Origin of the sequence: Thalassospira sp. MBR-102, assembly GCF_040549275.1 — a bacterium.
In the GTDB taxonomy this organism is placed as follows: Bacteria; Pseudomonadota; Alphaproteobacteria; order Rhodospirillales; family Thalassospiraceae; genus Thalassospira; species Thalassospira xiamenensis.
Genome location: NZ_JBEPTC010000013.1, coordinates 149,773 through 168,730 on the forward strand (window position 1 = coordinate 149,773; position 18,958 = coordinate 168,730).

Annotated in this window: 18 protein-coding genes; 8 read left to right on the forward strand and 10 right to left on the reverse strand. The window is 53.6% G+C overall.

The genetic code is table 11. From position 1 onward, the window contains the following. Positions 1-131 precede the first annotated feature (131 nt). Positions 132-1,613, forward strand: coding sequence for a YecA family protein (locus tag ABIE64_RS19275; RefSeq protein WP_354378285.1), 1,482 nt, complete (start codon positions 132-134; stop codon positions 1,611-1,613). Between the two features lie 6 nt (positions 1,614-1,619). Here ABIE64_RS19275 and ABIE64_RS19280 read toward each other — a convergent pair whose 3' ends face one another. The 3 genes from ABIE64_RS19280 to ABIE64_RS19290 all read right to left on the reverse strand — a co-directional run bounded on the left by ABIE64_RS19280 (position 1,620) and on the right by ABIE64_RS19290 (position 3,865). After that, a complete protein-coding gene (locus ABIE64_RS19280; RefSeq protein ID WP_354378286.1) occupies positions 1,620-2,516 on the reverse strand; it encodes a polyprenyl synthetase family protein in 897 nt (298 codons plus the stop codon). Between the two features lie 14 nt (positions 2,517-2,530). Further along, positions 2,531-2,794 (reverse strand): exodeoxyribonuclease VII small subunit, encoded by a 264-nt coding sequence (locus ABIE64_RS19285; RefSeq protein WP_354378287.1) that lies wholly within the window; start codon positions 2,792-2,794, stop codon positions 2,531-2,533. 141 nt (positions 2,795-2,935) lie between these two features. Next, positions 2,936-3,865: a histone deacetylase family protein gene (locus tag ABIE64_RS19290; RefSeq protein WP_354378288.1), complete on the reverse strand. Its 930-nt coding sequence runs from the start codon at positions 3,863-3,865 to the stop codon at positions 2,936-2,938. Positions 3,866-4,330: 465 nt separating this feature from the next. Between ABIE64_RS19290 and ABIE64_RS19295 the strand changes: the two genes are divergently transcribed. Next, positions 4,331-4,648, forward strand: coding sequence for an ArsR/SmtB family transcription factor (locus tag ABIE64_RS19295; protein WP_007090865.1), 318 nt, complete (start codon positions 4,331-4,333; stop codon positions 4,646-4,648). Between the two features lie 97 nt (positions 4,649-4,745). Here ABIE64_RS19295 and ABIE64_RS19300 read toward each other — a convergent pair whose 3' ends face one another. Together ABIE64_RS19300 and ABIE64_RS19305 are read right to left on the reverse strand one after the other, a co-directional pair. Continuing rightward, complete coding sequence (locus ABIE64_RS19300; RefSeq protein WP_037988750.1) at positions 4,746-5,639, reverse strand: EipB family protein; 894 nt, start codon at positions 5,637-5,639, stop codon at positions 4,746-4,748. Positions 5,640-5,641: 2 nt separating this feature from the next. Further along, positions 5,642-6,556 carry an SPOR domain-containing protein gene (locus tag ABIE64_RS19305; RefSeq protein WP_354378289.1) on the reverse strand — a complete coding sequence of 305 codons (915 nt, stop codon included), beginning with the start codon at positions 6,554-6,556 and terminating at the stop codon, positions 5,642-5,644. 241 nt (positions 6,557-6,797) lie between these two features. Between ABIE64_RS19305 and ABIE64_RS19310 the strand changes: the two genes are divergently transcribed. Beyond that, on the forward strand, positions 6,798-7,127 hold the full coding sequence (locus tag ABIE64_RS19310; RefSeq protein WP_354378290.1) for a linear amide C-N hydrolase: 330 nt from the start codon (positions 6,798-6,800) through the stop codon (positions 7,125-7,127). 35 nt (positions 7,128-7,162) lie between these two features. Beyond that, the gene (locus ABIE64_RS19315; protein WP_354378291.1) at positions 7,163-7,873 is read left to right on the forward strand and encodes a linear amide C-N hydrolase; all 711 of its coding nucleotides are present in this window, start codon (positions 7,163-7,165) and stop codon (positions 7,871-7,873) included. Positions 7,874-8,509: 636 nt separating this feature from the next. Here ABIE64_RS19315 and ABIE64_RS19320 read toward each other — a convergent pair. Next, positions 8,510-9,859, reverse strand: coding sequence for a HAMP domain-containing sensor histidine kinase (locus ABIE64_RS19320; protein WP_071239639.1), 1,350 nt, complete (start codon positions 9,857-9,859; stop codon positions 8,510-8,512). After that, a complete protein-coding gene (locus ABIE64_RS19325; protein ID WP_247643528.1) occupies positions 9,856-10,566 on the reverse strand; it encodes a response regulator transcription factor in 711 nt (236 codons plus the stop codon). The genes ABIE64_RS19320 and ABIE64_RS19325 overlap by 4 nt, the downstream gene beginning before the upstream one ends. 223 nt (positions 10,567-10,789) lie before the next feature. On the opposite strand from ABIE64_RS19325, the gene ABIE64_RS19330 reads away from it, so the two are divergent. Genes ABIE64_RS19330 through ABIE64_RS19345 form a run of 4 tightly spaced genes read left to right on the forward strand, consistent with a single transcriptional unit; the run spans position 10,790 to position 15,637 of the window. After that, a complete protein-coding gene (locus ABIE64_RS19330; protein ID WP_071239661.1) occupies positions 10,790-11,974 on the forward strand; it encodes an efflux RND transporter periplasmic adaptor subunit in 1,185 nt (394 codons plus the stop codon). A 2-nt stretch (positions 11,975-11,976) separates the two neighbouring features. Continuing rightward, positions 11,977-13,959 (forward strand): MacB family efflux pump subunit, encoded by a 1,983-nt coding sequence (locus tag ABIE64_RS19335; protein ID WP_071239638.1) that lies wholly within the window; start codon positions 11,977-11,979, stop codon positions 13,957-13,959. A 14-nt stretch (positions 13,960-13,973) separates the two neighbouring features. Next, entirely contained in the window at positions 13,974-15,410 is a 1,437-nt protein-coding gene (locus ABIE64_RS19340) for an efflux transporter outer membrane subunit (protein WP_354378292.1), read from the forward strand. Between the two features lie 26 nt (positions 15,411-15,436). Then, a complete protein-coding gene (locus ABIE64_RS19345) occupies positions 15,437-15,637 on the forward strand; it encodes a hypothetical protein (RefSeq protein ID WP_354378293.1) in 201 nt (66 codons plus the stop codon). Between the two features lie 202 nt (positions 15,638-15,839). On the opposite strand, the gene ABIE64_RS19350 is transcribed toward ABIE64_RS19345, so the two are convergent. From ABIE64_RS19350 to ABIE64_RS19360, 3 genes are read right to left on the reverse strand one after another with little or no spacing between them, the layout of a single operon-like run. Continuing rightward, positions 15,840-16,751, reverse strand: a complete 912-nt coding sequence (locus ABIE64_RS19350; protein ID WP_354378294.1) for a flagellin — start codon at positions 16,749-16,751, stop codon at positions 15,840-15,842. Positions 16,752-16,763: 12 nt separating this feature from the next. Beyond that, a complete protein-coding gene (gene flgK / locus ABIE64_RS19355; RefSeq protein ID WP_354378295.1) occupies positions 16,764-18,485 on the reverse strand; it encodes a flagellar hook-associated protein FlgK in 1,722 nt (573 codons plus the stop codon). Between the two features lie 31 nt (positions 18,486-18,516). After that, the gene (locus tag ABIE64_RS19360) at positions 18,517-18,939 is read right to left on the reverse strand and encodes a hypothetical protein (RefSeq protein WP_063096052.1); all 423 of its coding nucleotides are present in this window, start codon (positions 18,937-18,939) and stop codon (positions 18,517-18,519) included. Between the last annotated feature and the right edge of the window lie 19 nt (positions 18,940-18,958).

Below are 18,958 nucleotides of genomic sequence, written 5' to 3' on the forward strand. Positions count from 1 at the left end.
GTAAGTTAACTTAGAACTGCTATTTGGTTGCATCATTTGATCAAGCTAGTTCTGGCGTCATAAGTGAACATTTAGAGGTGCCTCTATCACTTTTTTCTCGGGCTCTTTTTTAAAACAAGAGAGAGGATGAATTGGCTACAGCAAAACGACTTAAAGTCGGGGCAAATGATTCATGCCCTTGTTTTTCCGCTAAAAAATACAAGCATTGCTGCCGAGGAAAAGTCGACTGGCCCGATATCCTAGGTCGTGACATTGATCATGTTCAGCATATGTCCGCTAGAGGGCGAAATTTTCTTTTCGCTCTGGAAATAGCAGAAGCGCTGCAACTCGACAACGAGGATCAGTTGGCGAACATCTCCGCATACAAAAAGGCTTTCACACCAACCGCTGTGCGAAAAATTCACGAGGCAATTTACTCCCTCTGGCCCCCGGAAACGAACCTAGCTGATGTTCTTGCTAAAAGCCGTGGAACTGTAGCCGGTCTATATGTCGGTGATTACGAAACAGGATACTTGGAAAGAGCGGTAGTTAGAAGCTGCCTATACGCCGACAAAATATTGCTTGTAGACCCATTCATACATCCGCACGGGATTACCCCAAAATACAACCCTGTTGAAAACCCCGACCAATATCGAACTCAAACATTCAAAAACGTAATGCGTTTTACTCGATTTTTGCCTTGGATTGATGCGGGGATCGTTGAGTTTATAAGGACATTGGAGGATTTAGATCCGGCTTTTCGCTTAGCCGCGATGCAAGAAGCTGAAAAATATAAAAAAGTCCCTGAATTGAGCGCAGCAATCGATGAATCTGTCGCTGAATTGATGGCGCGACATCGAGACAATCTTCAACAAGAACTCTTCTTCACTATGCCTGACACCTATCTTCGTCAGATTTTTCAGGAGATGTCGGCAGAGTCGCCAACCAAAATCACAGAGGAGCAAGTGCTTGAGTACGTCAAGCGAGTAAGAGCAAACAGCCCAGAGATGCTTGAAACCATCGATTCAACAGGTAGCCAACTCCGTATTACAACGTCTGGCGCAAGTATTCCGTCGGCGAAAATTGCCGCAGAAATGGCTGGAGCGTACATGTTCACGGATATAAATGCTCGCTGGGAAATATTAAAATACGAGCGAGAAAAGTTATCTCCGGCGTCAAAGGAGTGGTCGCCATTTGCCAAAGCGCTGAGCGAAGTCGAATTAAATTTTTTAAACAACGTCGATTTAGAAATTGCTCTGCGATTGCGAGATGAAGGAAAACTCAATGGCGTGCGTGGCGTGCTACGACAATCATGGAAAGCAGAGCTTGGGAACGATCCCTACGACGACACTGGCGCCATCAAGCTAAAACAGAATCTAGTAACGGCAATTGATGAGGCGAGAGGAGAATGGGAGGATATTCGCGCCTCACTTGCTAAATTCAATTTAAGCGACTTAATGCTAAGCAGCGGATTAGTGGCAGCTACAGCCATTTCCTCTGGGCACGCTGAACTAATTGCTGGCGCGACCGCTGCAATTGGTGTGACCACTTCTAAGATATATAAACATCACAAAGCGCAAGGATTTGCCCACAAATTTCCTGCGAGTTTTTTCCTGTCCCTAGATGACCAATAAATAAGCCTATCTCTGACGCTCAATCACGAAACGGGCGACCTCGCGCAGCGGTTCAGCTTCGCCGTCAAAGCAGTTCAGGTGATTGATCGCCTGATTGCACAGCATGGTTGCCTGCTCTCGCGCCTGTTCAAGGCCCAGAAGCTTCACATAGGTCGATTTATCCTGATCGATATCCTTGCCTGCCGTCTTGCCCAGTTCCGCACTGCTGGATTCCACATCGAGAAGATCGTCCTTGATCTGGAAGGCCAGACCCATGTCATGGGCGTAGGACCGCAAGGCCATGCGCATGCTTTTGGGTGCCTTGCCCAAAATCGCCCCGGCTTCGCAGGCAAAGGCAAACATCCGGCCGGTTTTCAGCAGATGCAAATGGGTGACCTGTGCCTGATCAAGGCTTTGCCCCTCGCCCGCCAGATCGATCATCTGGCCGCCAACCATGCCATACGGCCCGGCCGCACGGGCAAGGGCGCGGACAAGATCGGTGCAGACACGCGGATCAGGATGGGTGCTTTCATCGGCCAGCACTTCGAAGGCCTGCGTCAACAGCGCGTCACCGGCCAGAATGGCGGTCGCCTCGTCAAACTGCTTGTGGCAGCTTGGCTTGCCACGCCGAAGGTCATCGTCATCCATGGCCGGAAGATCATCATGGATCAGCGAATAGCTGTGCACCATTTCAACCGCAGCGGCGACTCGCAAGGCGCATTGGCGCGATACCCGGAACAATCCGGCGGAGCTTAGCACCAGAAACGGACGCAGGCGTTTGCCTTCGCCCAGGGTTGAATAACGCATCGCCTGAAACAGGCGTTGCTCGATCTGGCCATTGGGACGCGGCAGAATGCCATCAAGCGTTTCGCCAAGGTCAGCAGAAGCAGTACTCAGCTCAGCAAGCAGGTCGTAACTCACCATATTCTCCGCGAGAATTATTCGATTTCGGTCGGGGTTGCGTTCGGACGGCCATCGGCACCGAGGGTAATTTTCTCGATGCGTTCTTCGGCGGCGCGCAGTTTATCGGCACAATGACGTTTCAGCGCCGCACCGCGTTCATAGGATGCAATGGCATCATCAAGCCCCACCTGCCCCTGTTCGAGCTGCCGCACGAGGCTTTCAAGCTGACCGAGCGCCTCTTCAAAGCTGAGTTGGGCGATATCATCGGGGATTGCGGTGGACGGGGTTGGCGTGGACATATCTGCTCCATTGATTTGATTGGCGCGGAGTTTACGCCGACCGTCCCGGCAGGGCAACCGGCCAGAACGGAAATCGCAGCGGAAATTACTTTGGAAATTACTTTGAAAATTACTGGGGAAATTACTGCGGAAAAGGATGCCTTATGCCGTCATCAGGGTTCGCACATGGAACATGACCGAACTTGCCAGCGATGGCAGGTCATAGCCGCCTTCAAGCACCGAGACGACCCGGTTATCGCAAACCTCGCCCGCAAGTGCGAGAAGCTGTTGTGTCATCCAGGCAAAGTCGCTTTCAATGAATGAAAGTCCCGCCAGCGGGTCATTGCGATGCGCATCGAAACCCGCCGAAATGATCAGCAATTCCGGTTTGAAGGCGGCAATGCCGGGTAAAACCGATTGTTCGAAGGCGTGTTTCATTTCAGCCGTTCCCGCCCCGGCGGTCAGGCCGACATTGAGGATATTGTTGGCACATCCGCGTTCATCGGGGGCACCGGTGCCGGGATAAAGCGGCCATTGATGGGTTGAACAGTAAAACAGGTCGGGATCGTTATAGAAAAGATCCTGTGTGCCATTGCCGTGATGAACGTCAAAATCCATCACCGCCACACGTTTGATGCCATGGGCATCGCGGGCATGACGCGCACCGACCGCCACATTGTTAAACAGGCAGAACCCCATCGCCCGGTCATATTCCGCATGATGTCCCGGCGGGCGCACGCCGACAAAGGCATTGCGTTCATGGCCGGCCAAGACCGCATCGACCGCGACGCAGACACCGCCAACCGCGCGCAATGCCGCCTCGCCCGAGGCCGGTGAAACATAGGTATCGCCATCAAGGGATTCATATCCGCTTTGCGGGATCGCGGCCATGACCCGGTCGACATAGGCAGGGTCATGCACCTTTTTGATCAGATCAAGATCGGCCTTTGGGGCTTCTTCCCGGTGCAGGAACATGAATTCTTCGGCTTCAAGCACCCGCTGGATCACGCGAAGACGATCAGGCTGTTCCGGGTGGCCCGGCCCCGTATCGTGGTCGATACAGCTTTGATGCGTGACAAATAATGTCGCCATGTTTTGCGGATACCTTCCTGAATAGATGCCAGTCAGACAAGTTTGATTTTTGCCGGTCACCTTGCCTTACGGGCGGCGACCCTGATTATTATTGTTTCATCGTGCCAGCCGACGTTATCTGCTGCTTTGTTCTAGATCATCATGAATCAGACAAATACTGCAAGTTTTCAAACTGAATGACAGATTAAGACCCTGTATGAACTGTCTATTGTATACACGGTGACTCAGAACGAAATATCGCCATAATCTCTGTCCACAAGACAAAGAGTGTCTTGACAGTTTGATGTTATACTTGAGAATAGGAAGCTTCCCATTCTTGAATTTCATTAATGGGTTTGAGGCACAAAGACCTCGTTGGTTGGAAAAAATCGGGGACATCCCATCGGAGATTATCACCACGAATGTGATACACCCGATGCCCCAGTTGGGACAAAAGCCGAATATGGCCAGGCTAAAGGGAGCCAAATGGAACTTACCCATCTCGAAAAAAAGGCCGAGCAAGCCAGCGCGCTTCTGAAGGCCATGAGCAATCAGAGCAGACTTATGATTCTTTGCCAGCTTAACGATGGCGAAAAATCGGTCGGTGAACTTGAACGCATTGTCGGACTGAGCCAGTCCGCCCTGTCACAGCATCTTGCAAGATTGCGGCGGGACAAGCTGGTTAAAACCCGGCGCGAGGCACAGACGATCTTTTATTCGCTGCAAGGCGATGAAGCCGTCACCGTCATCAAGACACTTTATGGTCTGTATTGCCGCGACGACAGCAGCGCCGTCGCCGCCTAAGACTTTATGGAACTTCCCCCACAAAAAAGCCTGTCGGACATTCGGCAGGCTTTTTTGCGTTATCGGGCCGTTATTACGGCAATAATCCGGTTTGTGTTTAACCGCATTCGGGGGCAGCAAGCCGCGTGACTTTCTGAAGGTCGCCGCGCACGCGGAAACTGCCGTAATTCATCCGCAGTTCCTGGGCGACACCGTTTTCACCGAAATCAACCGCAATCTCGGTCGACGGGCCGTTTTCGGCATCACCAAGCGGGTAATAGGCCAGGTTAAGGCTGTGATAGGGCCGATTTGCAATACCATCGGCATCTTCGGCCGTGTTCTGCGATGGTCTGGCTGCCGAAATCACCGCGGCAATCCGGTTGGTCGGTGTATCGCCACTGCCATCAAACACCAGATCATTGGCAAATTTATCCCCCTGAAGCGCGCGCTTCAGCAGGGTTAGGGAATGCTGGGTCGGGAACATGGTATCGGCCGGCAGTTCCTCGGTCACTTCGACCGGAACTTCGTAGGTCACAAGAACCTTGTCCTTGTCACGCACCGCATCGCCAACAACCTCGTCGACCTGCACACCATCAAGATAATCACGCATGCGGAAGCGGTATTTCGATCCGTCAAAGTTTTCCCACTGGGTCATCGAATAGGCGGAATTGATCGAACCGCCCTCGGCCCCTTGCAGAACCATCAGATGCTGCATCTCGGTGATCCAGCCATCACAGACCTTTTCAAACCGGTAACCCAGCGCACCGCGCACACCGACAACGGAGCTGCCGACATCCGATGACACCATCGAAAACCGGTATTCCGCCACATGCGGCACCAGTTCGGCCTGTATATCAGCCGCCTTGCGCACATGGGCCGGGTCAAAACCGCCCGGACCGGCGGCAAAGGATTGCCCTGCCTGCGCGGAACATCCCGCCAGGGCGACACAAAAGATCAGCGCCCCGAAGACGGAACGCTGTCGATTTTCAGGACAAACCGTAATAACTGGCAACTCTATTCTCCGGCAGCGTCGATCCCGACAATCCAGGGATCTTTGACACCCTTTTTGGCAGCAAGATGGCGTAAATCTTTTGCATGCTCATGCGAAAGCGGACCAACAGCGACACGAAGATATTCGCGGCCCGCAACCGTCGCACTGATCAGGCGCGGCTGATATTCACGGTAAAGCGACAGGGCATTTTGTGCGCGCAGCTGATCTGCAAAGCTTGCCAGTATTACATAGTCTCCCGGCAGCGGCACTGCAACAAGGTTATCCTGCCCTGTTTCCGGCGCGATGACGCTGACCTCGTCGGTCATGATGCCGGTATCGGTCAGGGCGGCGGTTTGGGTTTTGGCAACAGGTGCGACCGGCTTTGGCGGGGCGACATATCCGGCAACCGCGGCATCGGCTTCGCCCTGCGGATCAAGGGGGCCTTCGTTGCGAAGCGGGGTACGGTCATGATCGGGGGTGAACTGCGCCTGTGCGCTGGCGATTTCGACCGGGGCTGATGCAGGAACAGCAGCCACTTCGTCATGCGACACCGGACGCGGCGGCAGATCGGTTTGGACAATCACGGCCGATGTGCGGGCACCGGCATTAGGTTGCGACCAGTCTTCGCCGGGTGCGTTAACGGCATAAATTGCAGGTTCGGCATCGCGGATTTTCTGTTTCACCGATGGTGCGCCCGGTTCGGCCAGCGCAACCGCATCATCAAGCACGACATTATCGCGGCAGACGTCTTCTTCGAATAACGGGCGATGCAGGGCGCAATCGCGCTCGGCAACCGCTGAAACCGCATGATCGGTGGTGCTTTTGCCCGTGGTCACATAGCTGATCAGATCACCAGCCAGCTTGGCAACGGTCAGTTCGACCGGACCACCGCACGCCGCCAAAGCCAACGGTGCCACCACCACAAGTATCTTTTTCAAACCGTAATCCCCCGCAGGATATAAATTGTTCCACCCTGAATGTGGATTACGGCGGGTTAAGATTACGTAAGCATCCGCCATAAAATAACGCGCTCCTGCCCCTCCCCATTGACGATTCCCAGCATAGAGTCCTGAACTCGCCTCAACCACCCTTAAGGGTAAATTAACACAGGCCCCACTCACGCAAAGATTGATTGTGTCGCCTTCACGTTATCATTCATCATTGAGCCGAGGTTTCCCAATGTGCACGGACTTTCAAATCCACGTTGACCAGCAAGGCTACGTTTCCGGTCGCTCCATGGAGTTTGCCCTGAACCTGAATTCCAAATTCTTCTTCCGCAGCGTCGGACACAAATATACTCAAAACCTGTGGGGCAAGAATTTCGATTATAGCTGGACTGGAAAATACGGCTTCGTTGCCATGAACTGCTTTGATCCGGATATCGTCACGGATGGCATGAACACAGCGGGCCTTTCAACAAGCAACCTCTGGCTACCCGGTAGCAAGTACCAAACCATCACCGATCCGCAAAAGGCCTTTGCATTGATAATTTTGCAGCCTGAATACTGAGTTCCTTTCCAATCTGCGATGAAGTCAAACAGGCATTGAAGGACGAAACGGTCCAAGTCGGTGCATCGACACTTTTAGCGGGATTACTGCCCCTTCATTTCCCCATCCATGACAGTGACGGAAACTGTATTGTTATTGAATTCACCGACGGCAAAGCGATGGTTTACAATAATCCGGTCAGTGTGCTAACCAATCAGCCCGAATTTCCCTGGCATCTCGAGAATCTGCGCAACTACACATCGCTCTCGCCCTATGAAGCCAACGAAGCAACCTTCAACGGATATGCCGTCACTCAAACGGGGCATGGCTCTGGCCTTTCGGGCCTTCCGGGCGATCCGCCCCCACCCAGCAGGTTTGTTCGGGCGACGGTTATGACAAGTTTCGCCGCACCGGTCACAACACTCGACGCGGGCACGCATCTTGCCTTTCATATTGTGAACACTGTCGATATTCCCAAAGGTCTTGTTGCCTGCAACCAAGCCAACAAATCCATCCTGCCTGACATAGATTATACCCAGTGGGTTGCTGTGCGCGATGCAGCACGCGAAATATATTCGGTACGTTTTTACCAATCCCAGCAGGTCCGCCCGATCAATCTGACCGAACTGAAACAATCCGGCCAGCTCGATGAACTCAATGGCATGATAGTGCCCTTCGCATCAAACGGATTTGGTAATATGACCAGCGAAGAACTTGGGGCAACCGAAATCCCGAAAAGCGTCGCTGACTTGCCTCGGAACAACTGATCAATCCGACAAAAACAAACAAACGGCCAGCAGAATGGCGAGCCTTTCAGACTTCTGGCAAAGTCCTCGCATTATGAACTGACTTCGTAAAACTGGACGGCTTAAAGACAAAATGCTTTAAACTTGACCACAGTTTTTGGAGCTGACGCAGTCTAAGCCTTTTCAGAAGCCCGTGGTTGCAGCCGACGGTTTTTATCTATTTGAAAAGTCCGAAAAAATAAAACTCGGAAGTGCTGTCTCCTCTTTTTGAGGGGTACCCCCGAACTTTTTCTCTTGTTTCACAAATCCGTCGAGTCGATATCTCAAAACTCGACGGTTCGGAAAGAGTGGTTGCGGAGAGAGGATTAGCGCTCACTTTGTTCGCTCAGCTCCGCCCGACGGGCTCCGCAAAGAACCTGCAAACAGGCATTGGCCTGTTACAGGTTCAACATCCGCCATCCCCAAAGCCAAAACGATCAAACCCCACCAGATGGCGGGGTTTGATCGTTTGGTTGCGGGCGCGCGCACCGAAGTATGCTCATCTGCGCCAATCACCATTGGAGCCTATCTTATTTACTCCCAAGCCCTTTCCTCCTTAGGATAATGCGCAACCAACATAAGACAGCCTTCAAATTGCAGAGCCAAACACGTTAGGGTCTACAAAATTGAAAATGGCAGGGTAATCAAAACATCCAGCCCACCGCCATCCCGGTTGCGAATGGAAATTTCTCCACCATGTGCCTTGATCGCCCGCCGTGCAATCGACAAACCCAGTCCGAAACCGGCTCCATTTATTCCCGGCTCCCCGCGAATGAATGGTTCAAACATATTTTCAAGCTGGTCAGCAGGAATGCCCGGCCCCTGATCGGATATGGTGATGCAGAACACATTGCGGTCGGCGTCTGCTTCGGCAGAAATCCGCACCAGCTGGCCTTCGCGTGAATGGCGCAAGGCATTGCGCACTATATTTTCAAAGGCCCGCCGCAAAAGTTCAGCATTGCCCGCCACCACCGGCACTTCACCATGCCAGTTGCGTTTGATGGCAAGATTGGTCTGGACCTTGATCCCGGTTGCCTCGGCCTCAAACCGGGCATCGCTAACAACCCGGCCCAGCAGATGATCAATATCAAGCCATGTCTGGTTCTGGCTGGCACCGCTTTCGGCCCGTGACAGGGTCAGAAGTTCACCTACCAATTCATCCAGCCGAATGGTTTCCTTTTCAATCCGGTCAAGTGATCCTTCGATCCGTTCCGGTTTCTGACGCGCCAGCCCAACGGCCAATTGCATCCGCGCCAGCGGGGATCGCAATTCGTGCGATACGTCGTTCAGTAGGCGGTCACGTGCCTCGATCAACTGCTGCAACCGCACGGCCATCACATCGAAGTCACGCGCCAGATCGGCAATCTCGTCACGCCTGCGTCCAATCTTTTCGCCCAGCCGCCATGTCAGATCACCATTCGAAAGTCGTTCGAACCCCTCCTGAAGCTGCCGGATCGGGCGTGTCAGGTACCAGGCCAAAACACCGCTAAACACCAGCCCTCCCAGAACACCCGCAATCACCAACGGTGTCGGAACATTGAACCGCCTCCGTTCCGGGATAGAGGCAACGATATCGGACACATCAAATTTCAGATGTACCAGCAATCCGACCGGGCTGACCGCATCACGCGACAGAAATCCGTTTTCGCGGATTTCCTCGAACCGCTCTTCGGGAATAAAATCAGGCACCGGCCTTGCGGTGCGATTTGCATCAGGCTCGATGCTAAGACGTATGCGTTCATCTTCGGGCCAATGGGCAATCGCTTTTTCAAGCGCGCCAATACCTTCGGCCTCGACGATGCGGGCCGCGGTCTCGACATAACCGCGCGCGGTCTCCTGAAGATATCCTACATGATAGGGCTTCGGCGGATCGCCATACAGTGTGAATAAAAGCCACACCCCCTGCCAGATTGCCATAAAGGTCAACGCAAAACCGATCAGGATTTTCCAGAATAACCGGCCTCTCATATGTCCTGCCTCAAGCGATAGCCGAAGCCGCGCACGGTTTCAATCAAACCGGCATCATTGCTGACGGATTGCAATTTCTGTCGAAGGTTGCTCATATGCACATCAATCGAACGATCATAAACCTCGCGTGTGCGTCCCAATACCTTCATTGAAAGCTCGTTCTTCGATAAGGCACGTTCCCGCGCACGCATCAGAACTTCCAGAAGATTGAATTCCGATACCGTCAGGTCCAAGTCGCGACCATCAAACTGTGCCACCCGGCGCGCAGTATTCAGTCGCAATTTTCCCAGAACGACTTCATCGTCCATATTAGAGTCACTCGTATCGCGGCGCACCTCGGCAATCGGTTCGACGCGGCGCAGGACGGCACGAATGCGAGCCACCAGTTCGCGCGGATAGTATGGCTTGGGGATGTAATCATCGGCACCAAGTTCCAACCCGACAACCCGGTCGACATCGTCACCCTTGGCGGTCAGCATGATCACCGGCACCCGGCTTTTGGTGCGCAATTCGCGCAGCACTTCAATTCCGCCTATGCCCGGCATCATGATATCAAGCAACACAACGGAAAACCCGCCAGCCAGCGCCATGCGCAGGCCATCCTCGCCGTTATAGGCGTTGGCTATTTCGAACCCCTCGCCTTCAAGATATTCGCCCAGCATCGCGCCGAGTTCGACATCATCATCAACAAGCAGAATTCTGGTCACGGGCAACGGGTCTTTCAAATGCGGGTTAATTCCTGTTCATGATGACATTCTAGCGCTTAAACCGCCTAACGAAAGGCGTGGATGCCAGACTTTACACATTCCTTACAGATCATTTTCATCCCCCTCACCCCGTTCTGACAAAGGGGTTGCTATGTCTGGTATGCCCGACGGCTCAATTGCCTTTCAACGTCGGGCGCGTCTCATCCAAGGACATGAAAGCACGATGAAGAAATCATCCAGGACCGCACGCAACCTTGTCATCGCCCTGATCGTCATATTGGCGGCAGGATGGATGGCACAGGCCTATCTGTTCCCGTCCGAAGCCAAAACCAGTTATGTGACCGCCAAACCCCGTATCGGCAATCTTGCCGATACGGTACTGGCAAGTGGCACCATCACAGCCTCCAAACTGGTCAGTGTTGGCGCACAGGTATCAGGGCAGATCAAGGCACTGCATGTCGATCTCGGTGATGAAATCAAGGAAGGAGATCTGATTGCAGAAATCGATCCATCGACCCAGCAGAACGATTTACGCGATGCCGAAGCCGCCCTTGCCAACATCAAGGCACAGCTTGCCGCCAAGCAGGCCGAACTGAAACAAGCGGAACTTGATTATGCACGGCAGAAAAAGATGCGCGCCCTTGATGCCTCGCCACAGGAAGATTTCGAAAGTGCCGAGGCAACCCTAAATGTGACCAAGTCTGAAATCGCAGCGCTCAATGCGCAAATTGATCAGGCAAAAATCGCCGTTGATACCGCCGAAATCGATCTTGGATATACCAAAATCCTGGCCCCCATGGACGGTACGGTCGTTGCCCTGCCAGTCAAGGAAGGCCAGACCGTCAACGCCGCCCAATCCACCCCGACCATCATAAAACTCGCACAGCTTGATACCATGACGGTCGAGGCCGAAATATCCGAGGCAGATGTCATCCGCGTTCGTGAAGGCCAACCGGTCAGCTTTACCATTCTGGGCGATCCCGCCACGCATTATGAAAGCACGCTTCGCGCCATCGAACCGGCCCCGACCGGGATCGAGGATGATGACGACAATACCGACGACGAGGCGGTTTATTATAATGGCCTGTTTGACATCGCCAATCCGGACCACCGCCTGCGTGTCTGGATGACGGCCGAAGTCACCATCACGTTAAACGAAGTGGAAAATGCCCTGATCATACCGTCCGCCGCGCTGAGTGGCCCGAAAAAGGACGGGCAATATACCGTTCGGGTTCTTGATAACGAAGGCGACCCGGTTGAAAAGCCGGTCACAGTTGGCATGAACACCAATATCAACGCCCAGATCATCAGTGGCATTTCCGAAAATGACGACATTGTCATTGGCGCGACCAGTGGCGCAGTCGCAACCAGCCAGTCCATACGTCGCGGCCCGGGGGGGATGTTCTGATCATGAACCAGATAGCGAGAAACACGGTTAACACCCCGCTGATCGAAATCCGCGATCTGTGGCGGCACTACCCGGCGGGCGAGGATCGCATTGCCGTGTTAAAGGGTGTCAACCTGACGATTGAACGCGGCGAAATGGTTGCGATCATTGGCGCGTCCGGGTCGGGCAAATCGACGCTGATGAATATTCTGGGCTGTCTTGACCGACCAACTGGCGGGGAATACCGGGTTAATGGCCGCCTGACCGGCGATCTGGAACCAGATGAACTGGCCGCCCTTCGGCGCGAATATTTCGGATTTATCTTTCAACGCTATCATCTGCTGTCGGATCTAAGCGCACTTGGCAATGTCGAAGTGCCGTCAATTTATGCCGGTTTTGACGCCGAAACCCGGCGCGACCGTGCAATGGATATCCTGACCCGTGTCGGACTTGGGGATCGCATTCATCATCGCCCCAGCCAGCTTTCAGGCGGGCAGCAGCAACGCGTCAGTATCGCACGCGCGTTGATGAATGGCGGCGATGTCATTTTGGCCGATGAGCCGACCGGCGCACTTGATAGCCAAAGCGGCGCACAAACGCTTGAACTGTTGCGGAACCTGCATCGCGATGGCCATACCGTCATTCTGGTCACCCATGATCATGATGTTGCCGCCCATGCCCAACGCATCATTGAAATCCGCGACGGCGAAATCATCCGCGATGAACGCCAGACGCAAGCCTTTGTCGAACGCGCCGCCAGCAAAAAAGCTGAAAACTATACCCACCGCGCATCGCGTATCCGGGCCGAAATAGATCGCTTTACCGAAGCATTCAAAATGGCACTGGTGGCCATGAATGCGCATCGGTTGCGGACCTTTTTAACCATGCTCGGCATTATTATCGGGATCGCATCGGTGGTTTCGGTCGTTGCCCTTGGGCAAGGGTCGCAGGATCGCATCCTTGCCGATATCAGTTCGATTGCGACCAACACGATTGATGTCAATCGCGGCAAGGATTTCGGTGATCGCGATGCCAGCCAGATCAGGACATTAACCGCCGCCGATGCCGATATTCTGGCGACCCAGTATTATGTCGACAGCGTCACACCAAAGGTTTCAAGCACCGTCACCCTGCGATATGGCAATATCGAAGTCGATGCCGCGGTTGCCGGTGTCGGCACCGATTATTACCGGGTACGCGGCTATGAAATGGCCGACGGCATCTGGTTTAACAGCCTAGCCGTCGATAAACGCAGTCAGGACGCGGTCATTGACGACAATACACGTGAAAAACTGTTCCCGAACGGCGAAGACCCGCTGGGGCAGGTGATTTTCCTTGGCACCGTGCCGGTGCGCATCATTGGTGTAACCGCGCCAAAGGACAGCACTTTTGGCAATAATGACAGCCTGAATATCTGGGTTCCCTACACCACCGCACTGACCCGAATTCTCGGCCAGAATTACCTAAGCAGCATCACCGTCCGTATTGATGACGCAGTCCAAACCGCGTTGGCCCAACAGAACATCGAAACCCTTCTGACCCAGCGGCACGGGGTAAAGGACTTTTTCACGATCAATACCGACACCATCCGTGAAACCATCGAAAAAACCACCAGCACCATGACACTTCTGATTTCATCAATTGCGGTGATTTCCCTGATCGTTGGCGGTATTGGCGTTATGAATATCATGCTGGTGTCGGTTACAGAACGCACCGGTGAAATCGGGGTTCGGATGGCGGTCGGCGCACGTCAAAGCGACATTCTGCGCCAATTCCTGATCGAGGCGGTTCTGGTCTGCATCCTTGGCGGGGCACTTGGCGTTCTGACTGCCCTTGGCATCGGCGTTCTGTTTGACGCGATGGGAAGCTCGTTTTCGATGGTCTATTCGACGACCTCGATTGTCGCAGCCTTTGCCTGCGCCACATTGATCGGGATTGCATTCGGCTTCCTGCCTGCCCGCAATGCCGCCCGGCTTGATCCGGTCGACGCCCTGTCGCGCGACTGACGGAGAATACAAAAATGATCACACGAATTTTAAAGACCGGAACCATCCTTTCGATGATGGCACTTGCAGGGTGCAGCAGCCTGAACGAAACCCGCTATTCCCGTCCGGATATTACGTCGGAAAACGGCTGGAACGGAGCCGCCACCGCATCGGACAACAGCAACGCAGCAACCATCACCGCCTCGCAAAACTGGTGGCAGAATTTCGGCGATGACCAGCTTGATGAACTTGTCGCCCGTGCGCTTGAACGCAATAACGACCTAGCGGCGGCCACCATCAAAGTCCGCAAGGCACAATTGACCGCGGGCCTTGCCGAAGATGACCTGTATCCAGATTTTTCCGGTGGTGCGGATGCGTCGGTTTCGCGCGATCTGGACGAGGATAATGGCAGTACGCGAAGCTTTGGCACCAATGCCGGAATCAGTTACGAGCTCGACCTTTGGGGCAAGCTTGGCCATGATTACGATGCCGCCCGCTGGGAAGCACTGGCGACCCTTGAAGATCGTGAAAGCACGGCATTATCGCTGATCGGCACCACCGCCACCCTTTATTGGCAGGCTGTCTATTATCAGCAACGCCTGGATATCGCCCAGGCCAGCATCGACTATGCGCAGCAAACCCTTGATCTGGTGGATGTTCAATATGCGTCCGGTTCGACATCATCGCTGGAACTGTTCGAAGCCCGCCAGAACCTTGAAAGCCAGTTGGCCGATTATACCCAGATCGAACAAAGTCTAACGGAAACCAAAAACGCGCTATCGATCCTTTTTGACCGCGCACCGGGTGATATTGAAATTCCGCGCATGACATTGCCGTCCGGTGCCCTGCCCGATGTGGCGGCGGGCCTGCCATCGGAATTGCTGTCGCGTCGCCCGGACGTACGGGCGGCTGAATTGCGCCTTAAGGAAAGCGTTTCGGATTTGAATTCGGTCAAAACCAGTTTGCTACCGACCCTGACCCTGACGGGGGAATTGGGCACCAGCAGCGACCAGTTGCGCAATCTGTTGCAAAACCCGATTGGCACATTGGGTGCCAGCCTTGCCCTACCTTTCCTGAACTGGAACGAGGGACAGCTTAATATCAAGGTATCCGAAGCCGAATATGAACAGGCCATCGCCGAATTCCGCCAAACAGCTTACGAAGCCATGAGCGACGTTGAAAACGCGCTTTCGGCCCGCACACAATATGATCGCCGTGCAGCAAGGCTTGAAGCTGCCCTTGATGCCGCGCGCAATGCCGAACGGATTTATGAAACCCGGTTCAGGTCCGGTGCGGTCGCCATGCAGGATTGGCTGGACGCGCAGGAAACCAGACGAACTGCCGAGGAAGCCGTTCTTTCAAATCAGCTTGATCGCATTACCAACCTGATCACGCTCTATCAGGCATTGGGCGGCGATGCGACACCTGCCAATGCCCAAACCAGCCCGGCACCGGACACCACAGCCGCCTGACAGCAACTGTCACACACGAAAACATGATGATGCGTTTTCAAAACCTTTCGCACCATATCGGTCATGTCCTGATCCTTTTGGGTACAGGACTATGCGCAACCGCGATCCTGCTTGGCGCAAGCCGGGCGGCACAGCATTGCAAGGATGACACTGGATCAGATCGTCTCCTTGAAACGCGCAAGATCGAGCCGCCCCCAACAAAAACCGAATACAGGAAACGAAAATAGACCACCGAACCCGTATTCGACATTATCAGATCCGCCCCCTCGGCTTCACCCGTTTCCACGTGCGCGGCATCAGAAATGTCAAGGCTGAGTGACAGCTCATGGCGCTCGGCTACAACTGCAAGCGTTTGGCAGCGTCATGCAGGTATGAGGCCTTTATCGACCGTCACAACCAGCAACCAAACTAAGATCCGATGTGGTAAATTCAGCGCAAATATTCAAACAGCGACATATCAACGATTTGACCGGCGACCGAATAGGATGCCTCAAGCTGTACTGACAGGGTTTCAAGATTCACCATGGCCTCGGCCAAGTCGACTTCGGAAAGGTCGGTCACGATACCCTCGGCGGTCAGTTGGAAGTCGGTATGCATGTCGACAACGGCCTCGAGTTCATCCTGCGTCAGGGATATCTGCGTTTGCAGATCTGCAATGCCCGCAACTGCATCCTCGATCAGGGTCATGGCCTCGGTCAGGGCAGCTTCGTCAATCGGATCGGATGATGCATAAGCTGTCAGGTTCAGCGCCCGCAATGCCTGCTCGAACGGTTCCTGATCGGCGGTAATGCCATATTCGATGGTGGTACCATCCGCGACCTTGGCCGATGCAATATCACTATTGCCGGAATAATAGCTGGTATCGGCTGCACTGGGCGTTGTCATGGCCGGATAATCCGCCACATCGACAGAAACCGGCGCCGTATTTGTGGCCGACCCGGCAAACAGATACCGGTCTTCATATTGGGTATTAAGCAAAGATGCCATGGTGGAAAGTGCTGCCGTCGCGGACTCATTAATCCCAGCAACATCGGTGCTTCCAGTGCTAAGTGCGCCCGAAATATCGGCCAGCATATCGCTCATCAGATCGACCATATCATTCAGCGTCGAATAATACATTTCGACCCGGCTTTGAATTTGCTCTGCTAAATCGGCATAGGCAGACGATTCCGATATTTCCGCGCTTAGCGTGCTGATGACATAGGAATTATCCGAAACGCCGGAATAGGAGTCCGCTCTCATTCCCGAACTTGACTGGTTGGTTGCATCTGCAAGTTGTGATTGAACACTTCGCATCTGATTCAGCAGATTTTGCTGCATGGCGGCTGTCGAAACTCTCATGTTCTTTACCCTTTACCGGACAGCTTCAAGCAACGTGTCCATCAGAGACTGCGTGATCTCCAGGACCGCCGCGGCCGCTTCGTAGGCACTTTCAAGATTGGCCAATGTCAGAGCCTCTTCGTCAGTATTGACCCCGTATTGATTGGAAAAACTCTCAACCAGATCGCTAAACGCGGCACTGGCAACACTGGCCTTGGTTTCGGCGGTCGAAGCCTGCTGGGCAACATCAGACAGTATTTCTGATGCATAATCCGAAAGCGTCGTTTTGGTACTGCCAAGGTTCCCGGCCGCATCGAAACTGACATTGGTATCAAAAACATTGGCCAATGCCTCGGCCACATCCGAGCTTCCCGACGAAATCACGCTATCGCCAACGGCAAGAGTCGCGTCGTCCGATCCCGATCCGGTTGGCACCAGACTGGAATCGGCCAGCCACGCGCTATTAACCGAAATATCATCGGCACCGGTTCCAGTGAACATGTCGTTCAGACCGAAATAATCCGACAATCCCTGCGCATCCGCACCAATCTCGGCATCCATATTGATGATCGATACACCGTAATCATCATCCGTGCTGGCGATGGTTAAAGTGCCATCCGCATTTACCGTAGCACTCATGTTTGTTGATCCATTGATCTGATCAACCAGATCTTGAACCGTCGTCACCGTAGTCAGATCGATATCAAGAATTTCAACCGCATTGCCATCCTCATCCGTCGCCACCAACCGAACGGTGCCGGTTCCGGAAAAGGAATCTGTCAGCGCCGTTGTCTCGCTTGATGTTAGCTCGTTCGGGCCGGGATAGGACGTGCCAAGATTGGTCACGGCATTGACGCTGTCCATCAGAGCCACGGCAAGGGCATCAAGTTCATCCTGAATGGCAGGTAGGGTTTCATCACGAAGTTCAATCAGTCCTCCCAGCGCGCCACCGCTGACATCATCCGTGATCGAATTACCATTCACGGTGATTTCGCCAAACACCGTGTCGGCATTTACCGTACCAACCGCGTTATATTCAAGTTCCTGCACCTGACTACCAACCACAAGCGTCCCGCCGATATAGATCTGCGTCTGGTTGGATGAATTGGTGTAATAGGACACATCAACCAGTTCAGACAGTTCCTGGATGGCGACCGCACGCGCATCTTCAATCTCGCTGGAAGCCAGCGTTGTACCATCCGTTCCGGTGAGCTGCTCGTTGTAGGACTGAATCTCATTCAACAAAGAATTGATCTGATCAACGGTATCTTCGATCGACTGATCGGCAGACGCACGCTGATCCTGAACACTTGCCGAAAGGCTGTTAAGCTCGCTTGCAATCTGCTCTGCATCGGTCAGAACAAGCGACTTGGCCGACTGGCTGTCTGCACTGGCAGCAAGGGATGCGATTGATGTTTCAAGGTCGGTGATCAGGGTAGAAATTGCGTCATCATCTCCAACCGATCCGAAATTGCTTGAAACAATCTCAAGCGGGTCGGCAAACACGGATTCATACCCACTTTCCGACGCGGCTTCGTTGATCGCTTTGATCAGATAACTGTCAACGCTTGATCCCACCGAAGTGACCGAAACGCCCACAGCAGAACCACCGCTGACATTGCTGGCCAGACTGGTCGACTTGGTTGTGTATCCCTCGACCGACGCATTCGCGATGTTGTTCGAAGATACAGCAATCCCGGTCTGGCTTGATTGCAATGCGCTGAACGCAGCAGATTGGGCAGCACGGATCGACATTTTTCTGACCTGTCAGTTGTCAAAAGTGCAGTTACATCTTCAAATTCAGAATGGCGCGCGTTGATTTGCCATGCAAATCACCATCGCGGTCATATGACGTTGCCTGATCACCTGCCGTTGCGGCCCAACCGGCACGAATACGTTTCAGGCAGGCATCGCGCTTGGCCATAAGGCGGATATTATTGCGATCAAGCTTATTGCGAAGACTGCGGACCAAATCAAAATTGATGATCTGGCCAGCAAGCGGATTTTCCGGATCGGCCTGTTTCTGGGCACGCAGTTCGGACTTCAGCGCATCTTCCAGCAGAGTCTTTTCCGCCGTGATATCGGGCAAAAGGTCATACTGACCCTGTTCAAGGATCCGCCATTCGACATCGAGAAGTTCTTCGAGACGCGCAATGATCTGCGTGACGGCGTCGCTATCGTTTGGAAGTGCCAAAGCCATTGCTGTCATAACCCGAAATCCCCTTGCT

Excerpts from the sequence above, each read along its gene's own strand:
- ABIE64_RS19320 (WP_071239639.1), bottom strand. The coding sequence starts at position 9,859 with ATGAGAGGCCGGTTATTCTGGAAAATCCTGATCGGTTTTGCGTTGACC.
- ABIE64_RS19340 (WP_354378292.1), top strand. The coding sequence starts at position 13,974 with ATGATCACACGAATTTTAAAGACCGGAACCATCCTTTCGATGATGGCA.
- ABIE64_RS19360 (WP_063096052.1), bottom strand. The coding sequence starts at position 18,939 with ATGACAGCAATGGCTTTGGCACTTCCAAACGATAGCGACGCCGTCACG.
- ABIE64_RS19295 (WP_007090865.1), top strand. The coding sequence starts at position 4,331 with ATGGAACTTACCCATCTCGAAAAAAAGGCCGAGCAAGCCAGCGCGCTT.
- ABIE64_RS19330 (WP_071239661.1), top strand. The coding sequence starts at position 10,790 with ATGAAGAAATCATCCAGGACCGCACGCAACCTTGTCATCGCCCTGATC.
- flgK (WP_354378295.1), bottom strand. The coding sequence starts at position 18,485 with ATGTCGATCCGTGCTGCCCAATCTGCTGCGTTCAGCGCATTGCAATCA.
- ABIE64_RS19345 (WP_354378293.1), top strand. The coding sequence starts at position 15,437 with ATGATGCGTTTTCAAAACCTTTCGCACCATATCGGTCATGTCCTGATC.
- ABIE64_RS19280 (WP_354378286.1), bottom strand. The coding sequence starts at position 2,516 with ATGGTGAGTTACGACCTGCTTGCTGAGCTGAGTACTGCTTCTGCTGAC.
- ABIE64_RS19350 (WP_354378294.1), bottom strand. The coding sequence starts at position 16,751 with ATGAGAGTTTCGACAGCCGCCATGCAGCAAAATCTGCTGAATCAGATG.
- ABIE64_RS19285 (WP_354378287.1), bottom strand. The coding sequence starts at position 2,794 with ATGTCCACGCCAACCCCGTCCACCGCAATCCCCGATGATATCGCCCAA.
- ABIE64_RS19290 (WP_354378288.1), bottom strand. The coding sequence starts at position 3,865 with ATGGCGACATTATTTGTCACGCATCAAAGCTGTATCGACCACGATACG.
- ABIE64_RS19335 (WP_071239638.1), top strand. The coding sequence starts at position 11,977 with ATGAACCAGATAGCGAGAAACACGGTTAACACCCCGCTGATCGAAATC.
- ABIE64_RS19310 (WP_354378290.1), top strand. The coding sequence starts at position 6,798 with ATGTGCACGGACTTTCAAATCCACGTTGACCAGCAAGGCTACGTTTCC.